Raw genomic sequence first — 16,232 nt, forward strand, 5'->3', positions numbered from 1 at the left:
TCGCAATCCACACCGAACCCGGAGGCCCTCCCTCACGCCAAGATCATCGGCAGCATGTCGCCACGTCCACAACCTCTGTGGTCAGTACACCTAGCCCGCCGCTCCCTCTACCTCGACCGCCTGGAGGGGACGCGGGTCAGCCGCCAGATCAGCTCGGTCATCGAGTCTTTTCGGGACGGGATTCGTCCTCGTCCGCCCCGCCAGTACCCGCACTGATGGACGGCCGTCCGGCGATGACGTCGCTCAGCCAGTCGCCGAACCGCTGGACGGGCCGCCGGTACCGGCGCTCGCGGACCACGGCCCGCCGCTCCTTCCGCGACCCGGGCCGGTACCTCCGCCGCGCCCAGAGCGAGTCGGGCCGGGCCAGCCGGACGGCGCCGACCACCGCGACCACACCGATGAACAGGCCGATGAGCCCCGTCCAGACCTTGCCCTTGGTCAGTGCGACCACGGCAACGAGCGCATCGAACACGATGACGGCCGCGATCACCCACAGCCCGTCGCCCGCCACGTCGTCCACGCCCAGGGGCCGCAGGCCCAGCAGCAGCAGTCCGCACAGCGCCATCGTGATGAACACGACCTCGACCGACAGGCGGCCCTGCTCGCTCCAGTAGACGTCCTCCAGGTGCAGGACGAGCGCGAACTCGTCCAGCACCAGCGCCGTCCCGATCCCGAAGACAGCCGCCGTGGCCGCCGCCCACCCGGACGAATCGTCCTGGACGGACAGCCCGCCCACACCGCCGACGCACATGAACACCAGCCCGAACACCACGTGATGGATGTGGTGCCCACCGGGCGTGACGTTCCCCGGCCACCACCGGACCTGCCGCCGGATCATCCGCACGCTGAACCGGATGAACAGGAACCCCGCGATGAACGCCAGCAGGAAACAGAACAACCGCAGCCGCCCCGTGTCCGCGATCTCCCGCGTGAACCACTCCCCCACCCCGCCCCTCTTCCCCAGGTCGGGCAAGTTTCACCCCGGCCGGCGGAACTCCGCTTTCAGGAGGGCCCACACGCTCGGACACCGGCGATTCCGGCATCGAGAGATCCGGCGCGGACGCCTTCGGACGCACCGGCGAGGCGTCCCGGACCTCCACCCGAAGCCCGTCGTCGGCCAACGCCAGCCGCAGCGACACCGGCTGAGTCCGGCTGCGGCGCTACGGGTGGGTGACGCGGGTGGTCGTTCAGGCTTTGTGCAGGATTCGGAAGTGGTCGGGGTTCGCCGGGTCTCGGTCGACGACTTGGATCGGCGCCCACGTCCATTGCCGGACGCTGATGCCGGGCACCCGGGAGAACTGGATGCGTCCGCGGGTGCCCTCGACGGCGACGTGCGGCCAGGACTCGGCGATGCGCGTCCGGTCCGTGCCGTGCGATCGCAGGATGTCGGCGAGGACGGTGACCGCGTCGTAGCCCTCGAAGGCGACGAACGAGGGCGCTTCGGCCAGCCGCTCGCGGAGGGCCGTCTCGACTCGGACGCCGCGCGGGCCGAGGCGGTCGGGCAGGTAGCGCAGGAACGGGACTCCGGCGCCGTCGCCGCCGAGCAGCGTCGCCCATTCGGCGAACTCCGGTTGCCCGGCCGGGGCGCCGATCAGGACATCGGCAAGGCGCCGGTCACGGCGGACGGCCCTGACGATCGACACTGCCGGTTCCGGATGGCCGACCAGAAGCAGGAGGGCCGTGGCGCGGTTCTCGGCGAGTTCGGCGCACACGGCCGTGGGGGTGAGCGCCCCCATGTCCAGTTCGATGACGGTGCCGCCGCGTGGAGCGAGATGGTCCCGCAGAATGCGGGTTCCCGAGGCCCAGTAGACGCTCGGTTGGGCCGCCACGGCGATTCTTCTGTGGCCCGCTTCGAGTAGGAAGTCGGCATAGACCCGCCAGCCGCGAGACTGCGCCGGGGCGAGGCGCGCGACCCATTCCGTCGGCTGCTCGGTGAGCGCGTCGAGAACCGCTGACGAGCACAGGAAGGGCAGGCCGAGAGCGTCGGCCTTGGCGGCGGCCGCTTGAGCGACGACGCTGTGGTACTCCCCTGCCAAGGCGGCCACGCCCAGGCCGGCCAGTTCCTCCACGGCCGCCGCGGCTCGCCGCGGATCGGCCGCCGTGTCCCGGACCACCAGTTCGAGGGGTCTTCCGCCGCCGGCGTCGTTGATTTCGCGGACGGCCAGTTCGAGTCCGGCGAGCAGGTGCCGGCCCGCCGCGACCCAGCCGGGAGGGGACAGCGGAACCAGAGCGCCGATCCGGACGTACGACCCGTCAGGCCGCTCCACCTCCGATGGCAGCGGAGTGTTCATGCTGCTGGCGCCTCCCGTCCAACCTTCGCTCGATGTAAGGCCGCGTGGCGCCCCCGGATCGCGCATGACGTGCTGACGCACGGTATCGCGCTCCGGCTGTGCCGCCGTATCGGCCTTCGGCTCGGTGGTGCGGACGGCGGCGAGCGAGGCGGCGCCTAGGCGCAGCCCTCGAACTGGGGGACGGTGATGGTCATGTCGAGGCCCGATGTGGTGAACCACTGGCCGAGGAGGGTTTCGGCGGCGCCGTTCTGGTACATGCCGGTCAGGATCCGGTTGACGGCGCGGCAGCCCTTCAGGTCGCCCTTGGGGAGCCCGATCCCGTACCGCTCGTCCGAGAAGGGCGCGTTGACCACGGTGACGCCCGAGCCGCCGGTGGCCGCGAACCCGGCGAGGATCAGGTCGTCGGTGGAGACGGCGTCCAGGCGTCCGGCGGCCAGTGCCTTGACGCAGTCGGCGTAGGACCCGGCCGGGACGAGCGTGGCCGCGACCTTGCGCTCCTCGGTCACGCGGCGCCAGGAGTTGGACCCGGCGACCTTGCAGAGCTTCTTGTGGTGCAGGTCGCGCACGTTCCGGACGGTCCTGTCCCCCTGCCGGACGAGGATGTCCTGGTGCGCGACGTAGTACGGCCCCGCGAAGGTGACCTTGTCCTTGCGCTCGGGGGTGATGGAGTACGTCCCGACCACCATGTCGACCGTGCCGCCGCGCAGCGCCTTCTCGCGTTCGTCCGAGGAGAGCGGACGGAAGGTCAGGTCCTTCGGCGCGACGCCCAGCCGGCCCGCCACATAGGTCGCGACGTCGACGTCGAAGCCCGCGAACGAGCCGTCGCCCGTCCGCTGGGACAGGCCCGGCTGGTCGTCCTTCACCCCGACCACCAGGGTGTCGCGGTCGGTGATCGACGGCGGTTCGTCGGCGCCGTCCACCAGCGGCGCCGTCACCACGGTCACCACCAGGACCAGCACGGCCAGCCCGGCGAGGACGGCCGTTGCGGCGAGGGTGAGCGTGCTGCGGGCGGCATGCTGCACGTGCGGCTCCCGTCTCATGGGTCTCAGCGGTACTCCGACAGGCGCGGCCACACCCCGGCCACGACGAGGGCCGCGATGGCCAGCGCCGCGACGGGCGGCAGCCAGTTCCACGGGCCGAGGGCCCGGTCGCCGTCGGCCACGCTGCGGGCGCGGAGGAAGTCGTGATGGCTGATCCGGGCGTCCAGCTCCTGGTCGTGCGCCCGGAACGCGGGGTGCGGCAGGGGCGCCCAGCGCGGGTCCAGATGGGCACGGACGGCGCCGGGCCGGTCGCCGCCCTCCGCCAGGCCGCGGACGGCCCGGTCATGGTCCTGGTATCGGCGGTAGTCGGTGAGCAGGGCGCCGACGTCGTCGGTGCGGCGTGCGCGGGTGCCGTAGAACCCGCCGAAGTCCACGGTTCCGCCGTCCTGGGTCACGCTGGCCACCCGCCGGTCGAGTTCGCGGTAGTAGGCGGCCAGGCTCGTCGCACCCTTGATGTAGAGGATCGACTGCGACTTCTCCAGATACATCTGGTCATAGCGGTCGGCCTGGGCGGGATCCAGGAGCTGGCGGGCCCGGTCGGTGTCCAGGCCCTTGCCGATCGCGCGGGCGCGGGTGAGCGTGAGCGTCGGGTCGAAGCCGCCGGTCTTCGCCACCCGCATATGGTCGGCCTCGGTGGCCAGCAGCGACGCCCCCGCCACCGTCAGCACCAGCGCACCGGCGAGCGCGGCGGCCAGCGGCAGGTTCAGCAGCCGCCGGAAGCGGCGGGCCAGGTACACCTGCAGGCTCGCCAGCGCGGCCAGCAGCGCGATCCCGGCGCCGAGCACCCGGAACCAGCCCGCGCGGACGGCCGAATGCTCGTCCCGGTAGGCGGTGTCGACGTCGGCGGCACCGTCCAGGGTCAGGTTGTACGCCTTCGGCAGCAGGTTCCGCGTCATCAGGTCGGTCGCGGCCCGGTACCGCCGGACGCCCTCCGGCGGCAGCGCGCCCACGGGGCCGTCCCGCCGCCGCCCGGCCTCCATCGCCGCCTGGACGTTCTGGTCGTAGGCGTACAAACCGTCCAGCACCGACTGGACGGTCCGCAGCCGCTCCGGGTCGTCGCGCGCCAGCAGCGCGGCCTGCAGCGCGGCCCGCTGGGCGTCCTCGCGGCGGATGTCGTAGGCGTACCGCTCGCCGCTGCGCTCGCAGCCCTGCTCCGGGTCGCACAGCCAGCCGTCCTCGCCCCCGGTCAGCAGCACGTTGGTGACCTGCGCGTCCATGTCGCTGAGCGCGAGGTACATGTCGCTGGTGGCCACCACCATGGGGCCTTCCCGGTGCCCCAGCGCGCGCAGCCCCTCCCGCGCGTCCCCGATCCCGACGAGCGTGACGGTGAGGAGCACGGCGAGCGCCGCCAGGACCAGGGCGGCCAGGGCCCGGACTCGGCCCGCGACGGTACGGAGACCTGAGAGCTTGGGGGGCACGCTCGGTTCTTCTCCTTCGCGGGGGGCTCCGGGGACAGACGTTCAGTCTGAGGGCACCCCACCGCCCCAGGCAAGATCGCCCGCTCGGCCGGATGTTGCGGGGACGGAGCGACCTGAGGAAGATGATCGGCACTCGGACGAAGGCAGCGTTGTGGACATCACGGTCGAATACGAACCCGCCCCGGACGAGGTCGCACGGGCCTTCCAGCGCGGCCTCAGGAGCCAGCTCAACGCCATCTACGCGGTCGTGGCGTCGGTCCTGGTCGCGGGTGCGGTGGTCTGCTTCGCCGTCGGCAATGCCGGTCTGGCCATCGCCCTGCTGGTGGGGTCGGTCCTTGGGCCGCTCGCGGGGTCTTTCTGGTTGCGCCGGCGCGTCCGGCACCAGTTCGCGTTCCTCTGCGTCCCCACGACGGTACGGATAACGGACGACGGCTACGAGTGCCGCACGGACGTGTCCACGACCATGATGCGCTGGTCCATGTTCTCCAAGGTCATGACGACCGAGGAGTTCTGGCTCCTCTACCAGAGCAGGTATCCCGCCGCGTTCCTCCCGAAGGGCGCCTTCGACGCCGCGCAGCAGGCGGAGATCGGCGGGCTCCTCAGCGCCCGGCTGTCAGCCTGAATCCGTGACGGCCGCGAACGGCCGGGAACGGGTCGCGAACGGCCAGGAGCGGCCAGGAGTTCGAGTCGCGGGCAGGCCGGGGGTCAGCGGCCCTGGAAGTTCGGGGGGCGGTTCTCCAGAAAGGCCGATATGCCCTCCTTGGCGTCTTCGGTGGTGCTCAGGGCGACCAGTTCGCCGAGCAGGTGCGCCACCTGGTCGTCCAGGGGGCGGCCCTCGATCGCGAAGAAGGCGTCGCGGCCGCGGCTCAGGCCCACGGGGCTCTTGGACGCGATGACGCGGGCCAGTTCGTCCACCCGGGCGTCGAGGTCGGCCCGCGGGACGGCCTCGGTGACCAGGCCGATGTCGCGGGCCTCGGCGGCGGTGATGCGGGCGCCGGTGTAGTAGAGCTTGAAGGCGTGCTTCGGGGCGACGTTCCGGTTGATGATCGCCATGATCATCATGGGCCAGAGGCCGACGTTGACCTCGGGGGTGGCGAGCTTGACGTCGTCGGCGGCGATCACCAGGTCGCAGGCGGCGGCGAGGCCGAGGCCGCCGGCGACGGCGTGCCCGGCGAGCCGGGCGATGATCGGCTTGCCGAGCCGGGGGAAGGCCGTGAACAGGCGGAACGGGGCGCTCTCCCGGATGGCGGCGGCGTCGGCCAGGGGACGGCCGTCCGCCTGGGCCCGGCCCAGGCCGCCCAGGTCGGCGCCCGCGCAGAACGCCCTGTCGCCCGCGCCGGTCAGCACGATCACCCGGACGGCGGGGTCGGCCTTGGCCCGGTCGAAGGCGTCCAGCAGCTCATCGATCATCTGGTCGCTGAGCGAGTTGCGGGCCTCGGGGCGGTTCAGCGTGATGCGCGCGATCCGCTCGTCCACCGCGTAGATGATCGTCTCGTACATGCCCTCTTCCCGGTCGTGAACCGCGTCTGCCCCTGGAGCGGACGGCTCCAGGGGCAGACTACGGGGTCGTCAGAGACGCTCGATGATCGTGGCGTTGGCCTGGCCGCCGCCCTCGCACATCGTCTGCAGGCCGTAGCGGCCGCCGGTGCGCTCCAGCTCGTGCAGGAGCTTGGTCATGAGGATGCCGCCGGTGGCGCCGAGCGGGTGGCCGGTCGCGATGGCGCCGCCGTTGGGGTTCATCTTCTCCAGCGAGGCGCCGGTGTCGCGCGCCCACGCCAGCGGGACCGGGGCGAACGCCTCGTTGACCTCGAAGACGTCGATGTCGTCGATCTTCAGGCCGGACTTGGCCAGCGCCTTCTCCGTCGCCGGGATCGGGCCGGTCAGCATGTAGACCGGGTCCGAGCCGCACACCGCGAGGGTGTGGATGCGCGCGCGGGGCGTCAGGTTGTGCTGCTTGACGGCCTCCTCGGACGCGATGAGCAGCGCGGACGCGCCGATGGAGATCTGCGAGGCGACGGCCGCGGTGATGACGCCGCCCTCGCGCAGGACCTTCAGGGCCGCCATCTTCTCCAGCGTGGTGTCGGGGCGGGCGCCCTCGTCCTGGGACAGGCCGGCGATCGGCGCGATCTCCCGCTCGAAGATGCCGGCCTCGATGGCCTTGGCGGCGCGCTGGTGGCTCTCCAGCGCGAACTTCTCCAGGTCCTCGCGGGTGAAGCCCCACTTCTCGCACATGAGCTCGGCGCCGCGGAACTGGGAGATCTCCTGCATGCCGTACCGCTCGGCCCAGCCCTCGCCGTAGGGGAAGTCCAGCCCCTTGACGATGCTGGAGCCCATCGGCACCTTGGCCATCTGCTCCACGCCGGACGCGACGACGAGGTCCTGGGTGCCGGACAGGACGCCCTGCGCGGCGAAGTGGATCGCCTGCTGGGACGACCCGCACTGCCGGTCGATGGTCACGCCGGGCACGGTGTCCGGCAGCCCCGCCGACAGCCACGCGGTGCGCGCGACGTCGAGGGCCTGCGGGCCGACCTGCATGACGCAGCCCATGATGTTGTCCTCGACCGCGGAGGGGTCGACGCCGGTACGGTTCACGAGCTCCTTGAGCACGTGGGCCCCGAGGTCGGCGGGGTGGACGTCCTTCAGGGCGCCCTTCTTGGTACCGACGGGGGTACGGACCGCGCCGACGATGTACGCCTCGGCCACTAGAGCCTCCAATGGGTGGGGTTGGTTCCGTCCCGAAACCGAGTGAGATTCGGTTAGTCAGTATGAGATTACATCCATCATCGCGCAACGCCATGTGAGCTGAGTCTCCGGCTACGCCGTACGGGTGGCGCCCGCGGACTCGGGCCGCAGGAGGCCGCCGTCCTCGTCCTCGCCGAGGGACGCTTCGGCGAGGCGCGTCAGGAGGTCCGCCAGCTCGGGATGCTCATCGGGCTCCCAGCCGTCCACGTGCCGGCACAGCCCCTCGCGGCGCGCGGCGAACAGCCGCTCGGCGACGCCCTGGCCGGATGTGGTGATGGCGAGCGTCCCGTCCCGCCGCTCGACGTACCCGGCGGCGACCAGCCGGTCGACGTACGGACGGCCCTGCTCGATCGTGACGCCGGCCCGGTCGGCGAGGTCCTGCCGGGGAACCGTGCCGTCCTTGGCGATCCGGCACAGCGCCCACACGCTGCCCGGCGGCAGCGCCACTCCGCAGAGGTGGGCCAGGCGTTCGTAGAGTTCGCGGGCCTTCGGATCCCGGCGCATGAGCTCGCTCAGCGAGCGCTCGATCTCATGCCTGGACGAGCGGACGGTCGGCGCCGCGCCGAACCCCTCGCCGTAGTCGGGCGTCTGCGCAGTAGCCCGCAACGGCACCTCGCGCAGGAACCACGTCAGCACGAACGCGACCGCCGCGACCGGCACGGCCCACAGGAACACCGAATCGATCGACTGCGCATAGGCGTGCAGGACGCTGTTCTTGACGTCGGCGGGGAACCGGTCGAGCAACTTGGGGTTCCCCTGGACGGCCGCGGGATCGAACCCCGGCGGCAGCACCCGCGCCAAGCCCTCGATGTGCGAGGCGAGCCGGTTGCTGAAGATGGAGCCGAACACGGCGACGCCGAACGATCCGCCGATCTGCCGGAAGAACGTGACCCCGGACGTGGCCGACCCCAGGTCCTCGTAGGACACGGCGTTCTGGACGGCGATGACGAGCACCTGCATGACCAGCCCCAGCCCGAGCCCGAGCAACGCGAACCGCAGGCTCATCGCCAGCGTGGACGACGTCTCGTCCATCCCCGACAGCAGGTACAGCGCCACCGCGATCATCGGCGTGCCGAGCACCGGGAAGATCTTGTACCGCCCGAAGTGGGTGATCAGCTGCCCGGACCCGATCGAGCTGACCAGCATGCCGAGCATCATCGGCAGCAGGTAGACCCCCGACAGCGTCGGCGACACCCCGTGCACGATCTGCAGGAAGATCGGCAGGAACGTCAGCGCGCCGAACATCGCGAAGCCGACCGCGAAGCTGATCGCCGCGCCCAGCGCGAACACCCGGTTCACCAGCAGCGCCGGCGGCATGACCGGCTCGGCGGCGCGCCGCTCGACCAGCAGCCACACCCCGATCAGCAGCACCGACCCGGCGGCGAGGCCGATGATCGGCGCGGACGACCAGGCGTACCGCGTCCCGCCCCAGGTCGTCATCAGCACGAGCCCGACGGCCCAGCCGACGATCAGCAGCGTGCCGAGGTAGTCGATGCGGTGCCGCTCCCGGTCGCGCGTCGCGGGCAGGACGGCGGCGACCACGATCAGCGCCAGCACGCCGATCGGCAGGTTGATGTAGAAGACCCAGCGCCACGACAGGTTGTCGACGAACCAGCCGCCGAGCAGCGGGCCGCACACGCTGGACACGCCGAAGACCGCGCCGAACAGCCCCTGGTAGCGGCCGCGCTCGCGGGGCGGCACCACGTCCCCGACGATCGCCACGACGAGCACCATCAGCCCGCCGCCGCCGAGGCCCTGCAGAGCGCGGAACACGATCAGCTGGAACATGTCCTGCGACAGCCCGCACAGCGCCGACCCGACCAGGAAGATGACGATCGACGCCTGGAACAGCCGCTTGCGCCCGTACTGGTCGCCGAGCTTGCCCCACAGCGGCGTCGACGCCGTCGAGGCGAGCAGGTACGACGTCACGACCCACGACAGGTGGTTCAGCCCGCCGAGGTCGCTGACGATCGTGGGCAGCGCCGTCGACACGATCGTCTGGTCGAGCGCGGCCAGCAGCATGGAGAGCATGAGCGCGCCGAGGATGACGTAGAGGTCGCGGCCCTTCGGCATCGCCCGCTCGTCCCGCGCCGCGCCCTTCGCCGTCGTCATGCCCTGGCCCCCGCCCGAGATGGTCCGCGTCCATGCGGGGGAGAACTACCCAGGGCCCGGACGACATCACCCGCCCCCGGTCGACCGGCTCGGCGCGGGGTCAGCGCATGATGTCGGAGGCGGCCTTCGCCGCGCCGATCCCGGCGGCGCCGCCGGCGACGGCCACCGCGCCCGCGGTCACCCACAGCGGCAGGGCACCGCGCGTCTTCAGCCCGTTCAGCACGTCGAGCGAGTCGACGGCGAGGCCGAGCCGCCCCCACAGCCTGCGCCCGTGGTCGTCGCTGAGCAGGTAGCCGGCGCCGAGGGCGATCTCCCGGGCGGCGAACATCCGGGCGACGTAGTCGCGGCCAGGGTCGGCGGCGCCGCCGAGCCCCATCAGCTTCACGGTCAGCTTCGGCGCGGCGAACGCCGCGAGCCCGAGGGCGATCCGCCCGCGCGCCAGGTTGGTCATCATTCCGTCGACCTTGTCCCGGCCGTCTACTTCCTTCGCATCTGCCACAAAGGTGAGGTTAGCGGTCCGAGCCCCGTGCCGAACCGCCGGGTAACCCGTTCCTTACACGTCTATCGTGCAGGGAGGCGGCACTCCCCCCGCATGGAAGGCGGACCCATGGAAGGCATCCTCGCCCTCATCGTCGTGTCGCTCCTCGCCGCGTTCTGCGTGCGCTGGGCCGCGGTGCGGCTCCGGGTGCCCATGCCCACCCGCGTCGCGGTGATCACCGTGTTCGTGCTCGTCGTGCTCGCGATGTACGGCCAGCACCTGCGCGGATGAACGGTGCGGCGAACGGTGCGGTGAACCACGTGACGAACGGGCGGCGGATTTCTCAACCGGCGGCGTGAACTTACTCCCCCGGCAGTGAGTCATAACTGACGAAACCCGGCTTCACGCCCCGCCCGGCGCAGCCCGTCCAGGGGAGCCGGCCCGAGCCGAGGGAGTGACCAGTGCCGCAACCGGCGCCCGCCGTCCAGCGCAGCGGCGGCACGATCGCCCCGCACCTGCGGCGCCTGCTGGAGTTCGTCGAGCCCGGCCGCGACGACGTCTGCCTGGACGTCGCGCGGGGCCGCGGACCGATGCCCGCCGCGCTCGCCCCCCGCGTCCGGCACATGACCGCGGTCGACGCGGCGCCCGAACCGCCCGCCCGCGCCGGCACGTCCGGACGCATGGCGACGATCGAGTTCGGCACCGGCCCGGTCCGCATCACCGGCGACGGCGGGCCGGGCGGCGGGCAACGCGGCGGGCCGGACGGCGACCCGCTCCCGGCCGCCGCGACGCGCGAGGACCGCGTGCCGCACCCGATCGGCCCCGACCGTCCGACGATCAAGGCGGACGCCGCCGCGCTGCCCTACCGGGACAACGCGTTCTCCCTCGTCACGGCCCGGTTCTCGCTCTACACCCTGGGCGACCCCGACGGCGTGCTGCGCGAGCTGCTGCGGGTGTGCCGCCCGGACGGCCGGGTGGTCATCGCCGACCTCGTCCGCGGCAACCTCGCGGGCCCCGAGCGCGACCGGATCGAGCGGCTCCGCGACCCCGACCACCCCGGCACCCCGTCGATCGCCCGGCTCACCGAGATGATCACCTCGGCGGGCGGCAGCATCCGCCGACTGGACGTGTTCACCGTCGAGCGCCCCATCGAGCCGTGGCTCGCGGGCGCCTGCGACGACGCGGCCGCCGACCGCATCCGCGACGCCCTGATCGACGAGGTGGACGGCGGCCCCAAGACCGGCGCAAAACCCCGCATAATCGGCGGCGAACTGTGGTTCACCCAAACATGGGCCCACGTAGCCGCCGAACCCATCCCCTAACACCTCGCCCCGTTGATCTGCGGCGTGTTGTTGTTATCCGCGCGCCCATAACAACAACACGCCGCAGATCAACGCGGCTGGGGCGCGGCTGGCGGGCGCGGCTAGGGGACGAGGACGGCGGCGCCGGTGAAGCTGTCCGCGGCCAGGTCGGCCAGGGCGCGGTCTGCTTCGTCCAGCCCGTACGTGTGCGTCGTTACCGCTACGTCCAGTCGCGCGGCCAGCTTCAGGAACTCCTCGCCGTCCGCGCGCGTGTTCGCCGTCACCGACCGGACCTGCCGCTCCTGGAACAGGTACCGCTGGTAGTCCAGGGACGGGACGTCGCTCAGATGGATGCCCGCGACCGCGCACGTCCCGCCCCGGTCGAGCCGTTCCAGCGCGGCGGGCACCAGTTCGCCGGCCGGCGCGAACACGATCGCCGAGTCCAGCGGCGCGGGCGCGGCGTCGAACGAGTCGCCCGCCCACGACGCGCCCAGTGCGCGGGCCAGTTCGCGGGCGGCCGGGCTGCGGGTGAAGACGTGCACGTCGGCGCCCTCGGCGATGGCGATCTGCGCGGCCAGGTGCGCGGAGCCGCCGAACCCCCAGATGCCGAGGCGCCCGCCCGGCGGCAGTGCGGCGCGGCGCAGCGCCCGGTAGCCGATGATGCCCGCGCACAGCAGCGGCGCGGCCCGGACGTCGTCCAGCTCGGGCGGCAGCGCGTAGGCGTAGGCGTCGACGCCCAGCGCGTACTCGGCGTAGCCGCCGTGCGCGTCCCAGCCGGTGTAGACCGACAGCGGGCACAGGTTCTCGGCGCCGCGGCGGCAGAACCGGCAGGCGCCGCACGTCCCGCGCAGCCACGCGACACCGACTCGGTCACCGGCGGCGTGCAGGCATCCGTGGCCGGCCGAGACGACCTCGCCGACGATCTCGTGGCCGGGCGTCACCCCCGGCAGGTGGACGGGCAGGTCGCCCTCGGCGACGTGCAGGTCCGTCCGGCAGACGCCGCAGGCCAGCACCCGGACCAGCAGCTCGCCGGGCCCCGGCGACGGCACCTCGCGGTCGGCGCGGCGCAGCGGCCCCGACGCGATCGGGGACGGCTCCCGCACCACCCACGCGCGCATCGCTACGGCGTCAGCGGCAGTTCGAACCAGACGGCCTTGCCGTCCGCCGTCGGCCGGGCGCCCCACCGGGTGGCGAGTTGGTCGACCAGGTACAGGCCGCGCCCGCCCTCGTCGGTCTCCCCCGCGCTGCGGATGCGCGGCAGCCGCATGTCGGAGTCGAACACCTCGACCCACACCATGTCGGCGCCGCGCCGCAGCCGGAGCCGGAACTCCTTGGTCGGCGGCTCGCGGCGGCCGAGGTCGGCGCCGAGGTTCCAGTCGTCCTCGTCGAAGTCGTCGCCGCCGAACGCGGTGCCCTCGAACGGGTCGGCGGCGTCCAGGCCGGTGCCGAACTCGGTGTTGAACTGGACGGGCGGCGGCGCGCCGAGCGGCTCGCCGCCCCGGCCGGGCGGGCCGGCCGGCACCGGGACGACCATCTCCCGGCGCGGCGCCGACGTCGCGGTGGCGTGCAGGACGACGTTCGTGACGACCTCGGACACCAGCAGGCACGCCAGTTCGGCCTGCTCGTCGAGCATCCCCCAGTCGGCGAACGCGTCGGCGGCCATCCGGCGGGCCTCCGACACCATGATCGGCTCGGCGGTGAAGGTGCGCTCCTCGACGGCCAGCTCGTCGCCCGCGGTGCGGATCACCACGATCGCGACGTCGTCGTCGATGTCGCCGGGCACCGCGTCGTAGGCGGCGTTCGCGACCGCCTCGACACCGCCGCCCGCGGCCTTCGCGACCGCGGTGCGGACCATCTCCCGCGACTCCTCGCGGGTGTAGTAGTCGCCGTCGTCGCGGGGCCGCCGGTCGATGAGGCCGTCGGTGTACAGGACGAGGGTGGAGCCCGGCTTCAGCTCGGTCGTCTCCTCGTTGAAGAGGATCTCGCCGCCCATGCCCGGGGCGCGCAGGCCGAGCATGCCGCCCTCGCTCTCGAACTCCAGCTCGCGGACCTCGCCGTCCATGACCAGGAGCGGCGGGTCGTGCCCGGCATTGGCGAACTCCAGGACCCGCGACCACGCGTCGTACACGAAGTAGGTGCAGGACACGAGCGGCGGCCGGACGAGGTCGTCGCTGTTCCACCCGGACCGCATCCGCTCGGGGCGCGTCATCGTCCGGACCCACTCGTCCAGCTTGCGCAGTATGTCGGCGGGCGGTTTGTCGTCCTGCGCGAACGCGCGCAGCGCGGCCCGCAGCTGCCCCATGACGGCGGCGGCCCGCGCGCCGCGCCCCTCGACGTCGCCGATGACGAGGCCGACGCGGCCCGCCGACAGCGGGATCACGTCGTACCAGTCGCCGCCGACCTGCGTCTGTATGCCGTGCCCGTGCGACTCCAGCGGACGGGCCGGCTCGTACCGCCAGGCGATCTGCAGGCCGTCCAGCGGGGGCGGCTTGTCGCCGGGCAGCAGGTGCTTCTGGAAGGCGAGCGCGGTGTCGCGCTCCTCCTCGAACAGCAGCGCGTTGTCGACGGCGAGCGCGACCCGGCTGGCGATCGCGCCGAGCAGGTCGCGGTCGAACCCGTCGTAGTGCGGGTCGGGCCGCTTGGTCAGGTTCGACAGCGCCAGGCTCATCACGCCGAGCATCTCGCCGCGCACCAGCAGCGGCGCGGAGATCACCGAGGTGATGCCCATCTCGACGCCGAGCCGCCGGGACGACTCGTTCGGCGCCTGGAACCGGTGCTGGATCATGTCCTCGACGAGGACGGCGTCGCGGCGGTCCATCGCCTTGGCGCTGAAGTGGCCGGGCGGGTAGGAGACGGGCTCGCCGACCTCCGCCCAGGTGCCGGGCGGCGGCGCCCAGTCCGCGGCGTGCCGGGACACCCGGCGGTACAGCCGGTCGCCGCTGTACAGGTCGATGAAGCAGTGGTCGGCGAACTGCGGGACGAGGGTACCGGCGACGCGGCTGAGGGTGTCCTCCAGCTCCAGGGACCCGGCGAGCCGCTCGCCGACCCGCTCCATCAGCCCGTAGCGCTCCTGCTCGCGCTGGTTGGAGCGCAGCGCCTCCCGCGCGAAGATGACCACGCCGTCGACCGCGCCGGACGGATGCCGCAGCGGGACCGCGTGCGCCCGCGTGTAGACGGTGGTGCCGTCCGCGCGCAGGTTGCAGAACGTGCCCTCCCAGACGCCGCCCTTGAGCACGTGCTTGGCGAGCTCCGTCGCCTGCTCGTGGTCCTCCTCGGCGATGCCCAGGGAGAGGATCGAGTGGCCGATGATCTCGTCGCCGCCGAACCCGAACAGCTGCCGCGCGAACGCGTTGCCGTAGATGACGTTGCTGAAGCGGTCGCAGACGATGACCGCCATCTCCATCTGGTTGAGGACGGTCTCGGGCGGCAGGCGCGCCTCGTCAGGCGCTTCCCCCCAGTGGTTCATCTCCCCATCCCGATCCTGATGACGGTCGCCGCGCCCGACCCCGCGATCACCGGCCCGATGATCACTGGGCGTCGCGGCGCGGCCCTCGAACGTGTTCGTCTCGTCGTATTGAACGACGAACCCGCCGCCGGGATACGCCCGAAAGGCGCGAAGGTATGGAGATCTTCGGTATAGACCGCCGGAACCGGGGTGCGCACGCCGGACGTGTCAGCGCCTGCTGACGAAGACGTGTTCGGCGATGTCGCGGGGAAGCTCCGTCGCGGGCCCCTCGTCCTCGTCGTCACTGATCACCCGTACCCCGTCGTCGGTCGCCCGGAGAATCACCTCTCGTCCCGGTTGTATCCCTATCTGCTTGAGTCTAAGCATCAGGTCGCTGTCGCTCTGCACCTGCTCGCTGATCCGCCGGATCACCGCACCGGCGCCGCCGGGGCTCGCCACGGCGGTCATCACCGACAGCGGCGCGTGCTCGGCGTCGTCGCCGTGCCCGCCGAGTTCGGCCAGGCCGGGAATCGGGTTGCCGTGCGGGCAGGTGGTGGGGTTGTCCAGCAGCGCGACCAGGCGGCGCTCGACGTCCTCCGACATGACGTGCTCCCAGCGGCACGCCTCGATGTGGACGTCCTCCCAGGGCAGGCCGATGACGTTGACCAGCAGGCATTCGGCGAGGCGGTGCTTGCGCATGACGCGGGTGGCGAGACCTCTGCCGCTCTCGGTCAGCGTGAGGTGCCGATCGCCCTCGACCCGGAGCAGGCCGTCGCGCTCCATCCGCGCGACGGTCTGGCTCACCGTCGGGCCGCTCTGGGAGAGCCGCTCGGCGATGCGCGCGCGGAGGGGGATGATCCCCTCCTCTTCGAGCTCGAACACCGTACGGAGGTACATCTCCGTGGTATCGATAAGGCCGTGTGAGGTCACAGCTCCCTCCAGTCTTATGACCAACGAGTCTACTTGCTCGGGCCCCGGCCCGCCGGGCCCCGCGAATATCCCCGTCAAGCCGGGTAAGGGGAACGCAAGATGAACGCGAAACCTTCCCCCTGGCTGCGGCCTCTACGAGAACGCGACACAGACCGTGTTCGGTGAGGGCGGGCCGGGCGGGCGGGTCGTGCTCATCGGCGAGCAGCCCGGCGACCAGGAGGACCGCAAGGGCCGCCCGTTCGTCGGCCCCGCCGGACGCGTCCTCGACCGGGCGCTGGAGGAGGCCGGGATCGAGCGCGGCGACGTCTACATCACCAACGCCGTCAAGCACTTCAAGTTCACGACGCAGGCGGCGGCAAGCGCCGCATCCACGAGGCACCGAACGCGGGCGAGATGCGCGCGTGCCACACTCCCGCCGCCGCAACCCTCCGTTGATCTGCGGCGTGTTGTTGTTATCCGGCCGCTCATAACAACA

15 protein-coding genes are annotated in these 16,232 nt (G+C 72.1%); 4 read left to right on the forward strand and 11 right to left on the reverse strand.

The features are described from left to right. Positions 1-157 precede the first annotated feature (157 nt). From ABZ806_RS43015 to ABZ806_RS43030, 4 genes are all read right to left on the reverse strand, one after another. A complete protein-coding gene (locus ABZ806_RS43015) occupies positions 158-946 on the reverse strand; it encodes a hypothetical protein (protein ID WP_500225307.1) in 789 nt (262 codons plus the stop codon). Positions 947-1,187: 241 nt separating this feature from the next. Next, positions 1,188-2,291, reverse strand: a complete 1,104-nt coding sequence (locus ABZ806_RS43020) for an ABC transporter substrate-binding protein (protein ID WP_500225310.1) — start codon at positions 2,289-2,291, stop codon at positions 1,188-1,190. Between the two features lie 155 nt (positions 2,292-2,446). Beyond that, complete coding sequence (locus tag ABZ806_RS43025) at positions 2,447-3,313, reverse strand: glutamate ABC transporter substrate-binding protein (protein ID WP_500225312.1); 867 nt, start codon at positions 3,311-3,313, stop codon at positions 2,447-2,449. A gap of 23 nt (positions 3,314-3,336) precedes the next feature. Next, positions 3,337-4,749 (reverse strand): GlnX family signal transduction membrane protein, encoded by a 1,413-nt coding sequence (locus ABZ806_RS43030; protein WP_500225316.1) that lies wholly within the window; start codon positions 4,747-4,749, stop codon positions 3,337-3,339. 151 nt (positions 4,750-4,900) lie between these two features. On the opposite strand from ABZ806_RS43030, the gene ABZ806_RS43035 reads away from it, so the two are divergent. Then, positions 4,901-5,371, forward strand: a complete 471-nt coding sequence (locus ABZ806_RS43035) for a YcxB family protein (RefSeq protein WP_500225321.1) — start codon at positions 4,901-4,903, stop codon at positions 5,369-5,371. Positions 5,372-5,454: 83 nt separating this feature from the next. Here ABZ806_RS43035 and ABZ806_RS43040 read toward each other — a convergent pair whose 3' ends face one another. The 4 genes from ABZ806_RS43040 to ABZ806_RS43055 all read right to left on the reverse strand — a co-directional run bounded on the left by ABZ806_RS43040 (position 5,455) and on the right by ABZ806_RS43055 (position 10,102). Continuing rightward, positions 5,455-6,249, reverse strand: a complete 795-nt coding sequence (locus ABZ806_RS43040; protein ID WP_500225325.1) for an enoyl-CoA hydratase/isomerase family protein — start codon at positions 6,247-6,249, stop codon at positions 5,455-5,457. 69 nt (positions 6,250-6,318) lie between these two features. After that, the gene (locus tag ABZ806_RS43045; protein ID WP_500225328.1) at positions 6,319-7,452 is read right to left on the reverse strand and encodes an acetyl-CoA C-acetyltransferase; all 1,134 of its coding nucleotides are present in this window, start codon (positions 7,450-7,452) and stop codon (positions 6,319-6,321) included. 111 nt (positions 7,453-7,563) lie between these two features. After that, entirely contained in the window at positions 7,564-9,603 is a 2,040-nt protein-coding gene (locus ABZ806_RS43050) for an MFS transporter (RefSeq protein ID WP_500225332.1), read from the reverse strand. A 100-nt stretch (positions 9,604-9,703) separates the two neighbouring features. Then, positions 9,704-10,102, reverse strand: coding sequence for a hypothetical protein (locus tag ABZ806_RS43055; RefSeq protein WP_500225336.1), 399 nt, complete (start codon positions 10,100-10,102; stop codon positions 9,704-9,706). A 108-nt stretch (positions 10,103-10,210) separates the two neighbouring features. Between ABZ806_RS43055 and ABZ806_RS43060 the strand changes: the two genes are divergently transcribed. Together ABZ806_RS43060 and ABZ806_RS43065 are read left to right on the forward strand one after the other, a co-directional pair. Then, positions 10,211-10,372 (forward strand): hypothetical protein, encoded by a 162-nt coding sequence (locus tag ABZ806_RS43060; protein WP_500225339.1) that lies wholly within the window; start codon positions 10,211-10,213, stop codon positions 10,370-10,372. A 170-nt stretch (positions 10,373-10,542) separates the two neighbouring features. Beyond that, a complete protein-coding gene (locus tag ABZ806_RS43065) occupies positions 10,543-11,403 on the forward strand; it encodes a class I SAM-dependent methyltransferase (RefSeq protein WP_500225343.1) in 861 nt (286 codons plus the stop codon). Positions 11,404-11,504: 101 nt separating this feature from the next. Here the strand turns inward: ABZ806_RS43065 and ABZ806_RS43070 are convergent, their stop codons facing one another. The 3 genes from ABZ806_RS43070 to ABZ806_RS43080 form a co-directional block, all read right to left on the reverse strand. Then, on the reverse strand, positions 11,505-12,500 hold the full coding sequence (locus ABZ806_RS43070; RefSeq protein ID WP_500225348.1) for a zinc-dependent alcohol dehydrogenase family protein: 996 nt from the start codon (positions 12,498-12,500) through the stop codon (positions 11,505-11,507). Between the two features lie 2 nt (positions 12,501-12,502). Next, positions 12,503-14,848 carry a SpoIIE family protein phosphatase gene (locus ABZ806_RS43075; RefSeq protein ID WP_500225351.1) on the reverse strand — a complete coding sequence of 782 codons (2,346 nt, stop codon included), beginning with the start codon at positions 14,846-14,848 and terminating at the stop codon, positions 12,503-12,505. Between the two features lie 207 nt (positions 14,849-15,055). Then, positions 15,056-15,757, reverse strand: a complete 702-nt coding sequence (locus tag ABZ806_RS43080; RefSeq protein ID WP_500225354.1) for an iron-dependent transcriptional repressor DtxR — start codon at positions 15,755-15,757, stop codon at positions 15,056-15,058. Between the two features lie 154 nt (positions 15,758-15,911). Here ABZ806_RS43080 and ABZ806_RS43085 point away from each other — a divergent pair. Next, positions 15,912-16,232 (forward strand): uracil-DNA glycosylase family protein (locus tag ABZ806_RS43085; RefSeq protein WP_500225359.1); only part of this gene is annotated, 321 nt, incomplete at its 3' end.

It is taken from the genome of Spirillospora sp. NPDC047418 (assembly GCF_040643275.1).
Taxonomy (GTDB): Bacteria; Actinomycetota; Actinomycetes; order Streptosporangiales; family Streptosporangiaceae; genus Spirillospora.

What these genes read in the sequence shown, in the direction of transcription:
- ABZ806_RS43075 (WP_500225351.1), bottom strand. Translation starts at nt 14,848, where the DNA reads ATGAACCACTGGGGGGAAGCGCCTGACGAGGCGCGCCTGCCGCCCGAG.
- ABZ806_RS43070 (WP_500225348.1), bottom strand. Translation starts at nt 12,500, where the DNA reads ATGCGCGCGTGGGTGGTGCGGGAGCCGTCCCCGATCGCGTCGGGGCCG.
- ABZ806_RS43040 (WP_500225325.1), bottom strand. Translation starts at nt 6,249, where the DNA reads ATGTACGAGACGATCATCTACGCGGTGGACGAGCGGATCGCGCGCATC.
- ABZ806_RS43020 (WP_500225310.1), bottom strand. Translation starts at nt 2,291, where the DNA reads ATGAACACTCCGCTGCCATCGGAGGTGGAGCGGCCTGACGGGTCGTAC.
- ABZ806_RS43050 (WP_500225332.1), bottom strand. Translation starts at nt 9,603, where the DNA reads ATGACGACGGCGAAGGGCGCGGCGCGGGACGAGCGGGCGATGCCGAAG.
- ABZ806_RS43060 (WP_500225339.1), top strand. Translation starts at nt 10,211, where the DNA reads ATGGAAGGCATCCTCGCCCTCATCGTCGTGTCGCTCCTCGCCGCGTTC.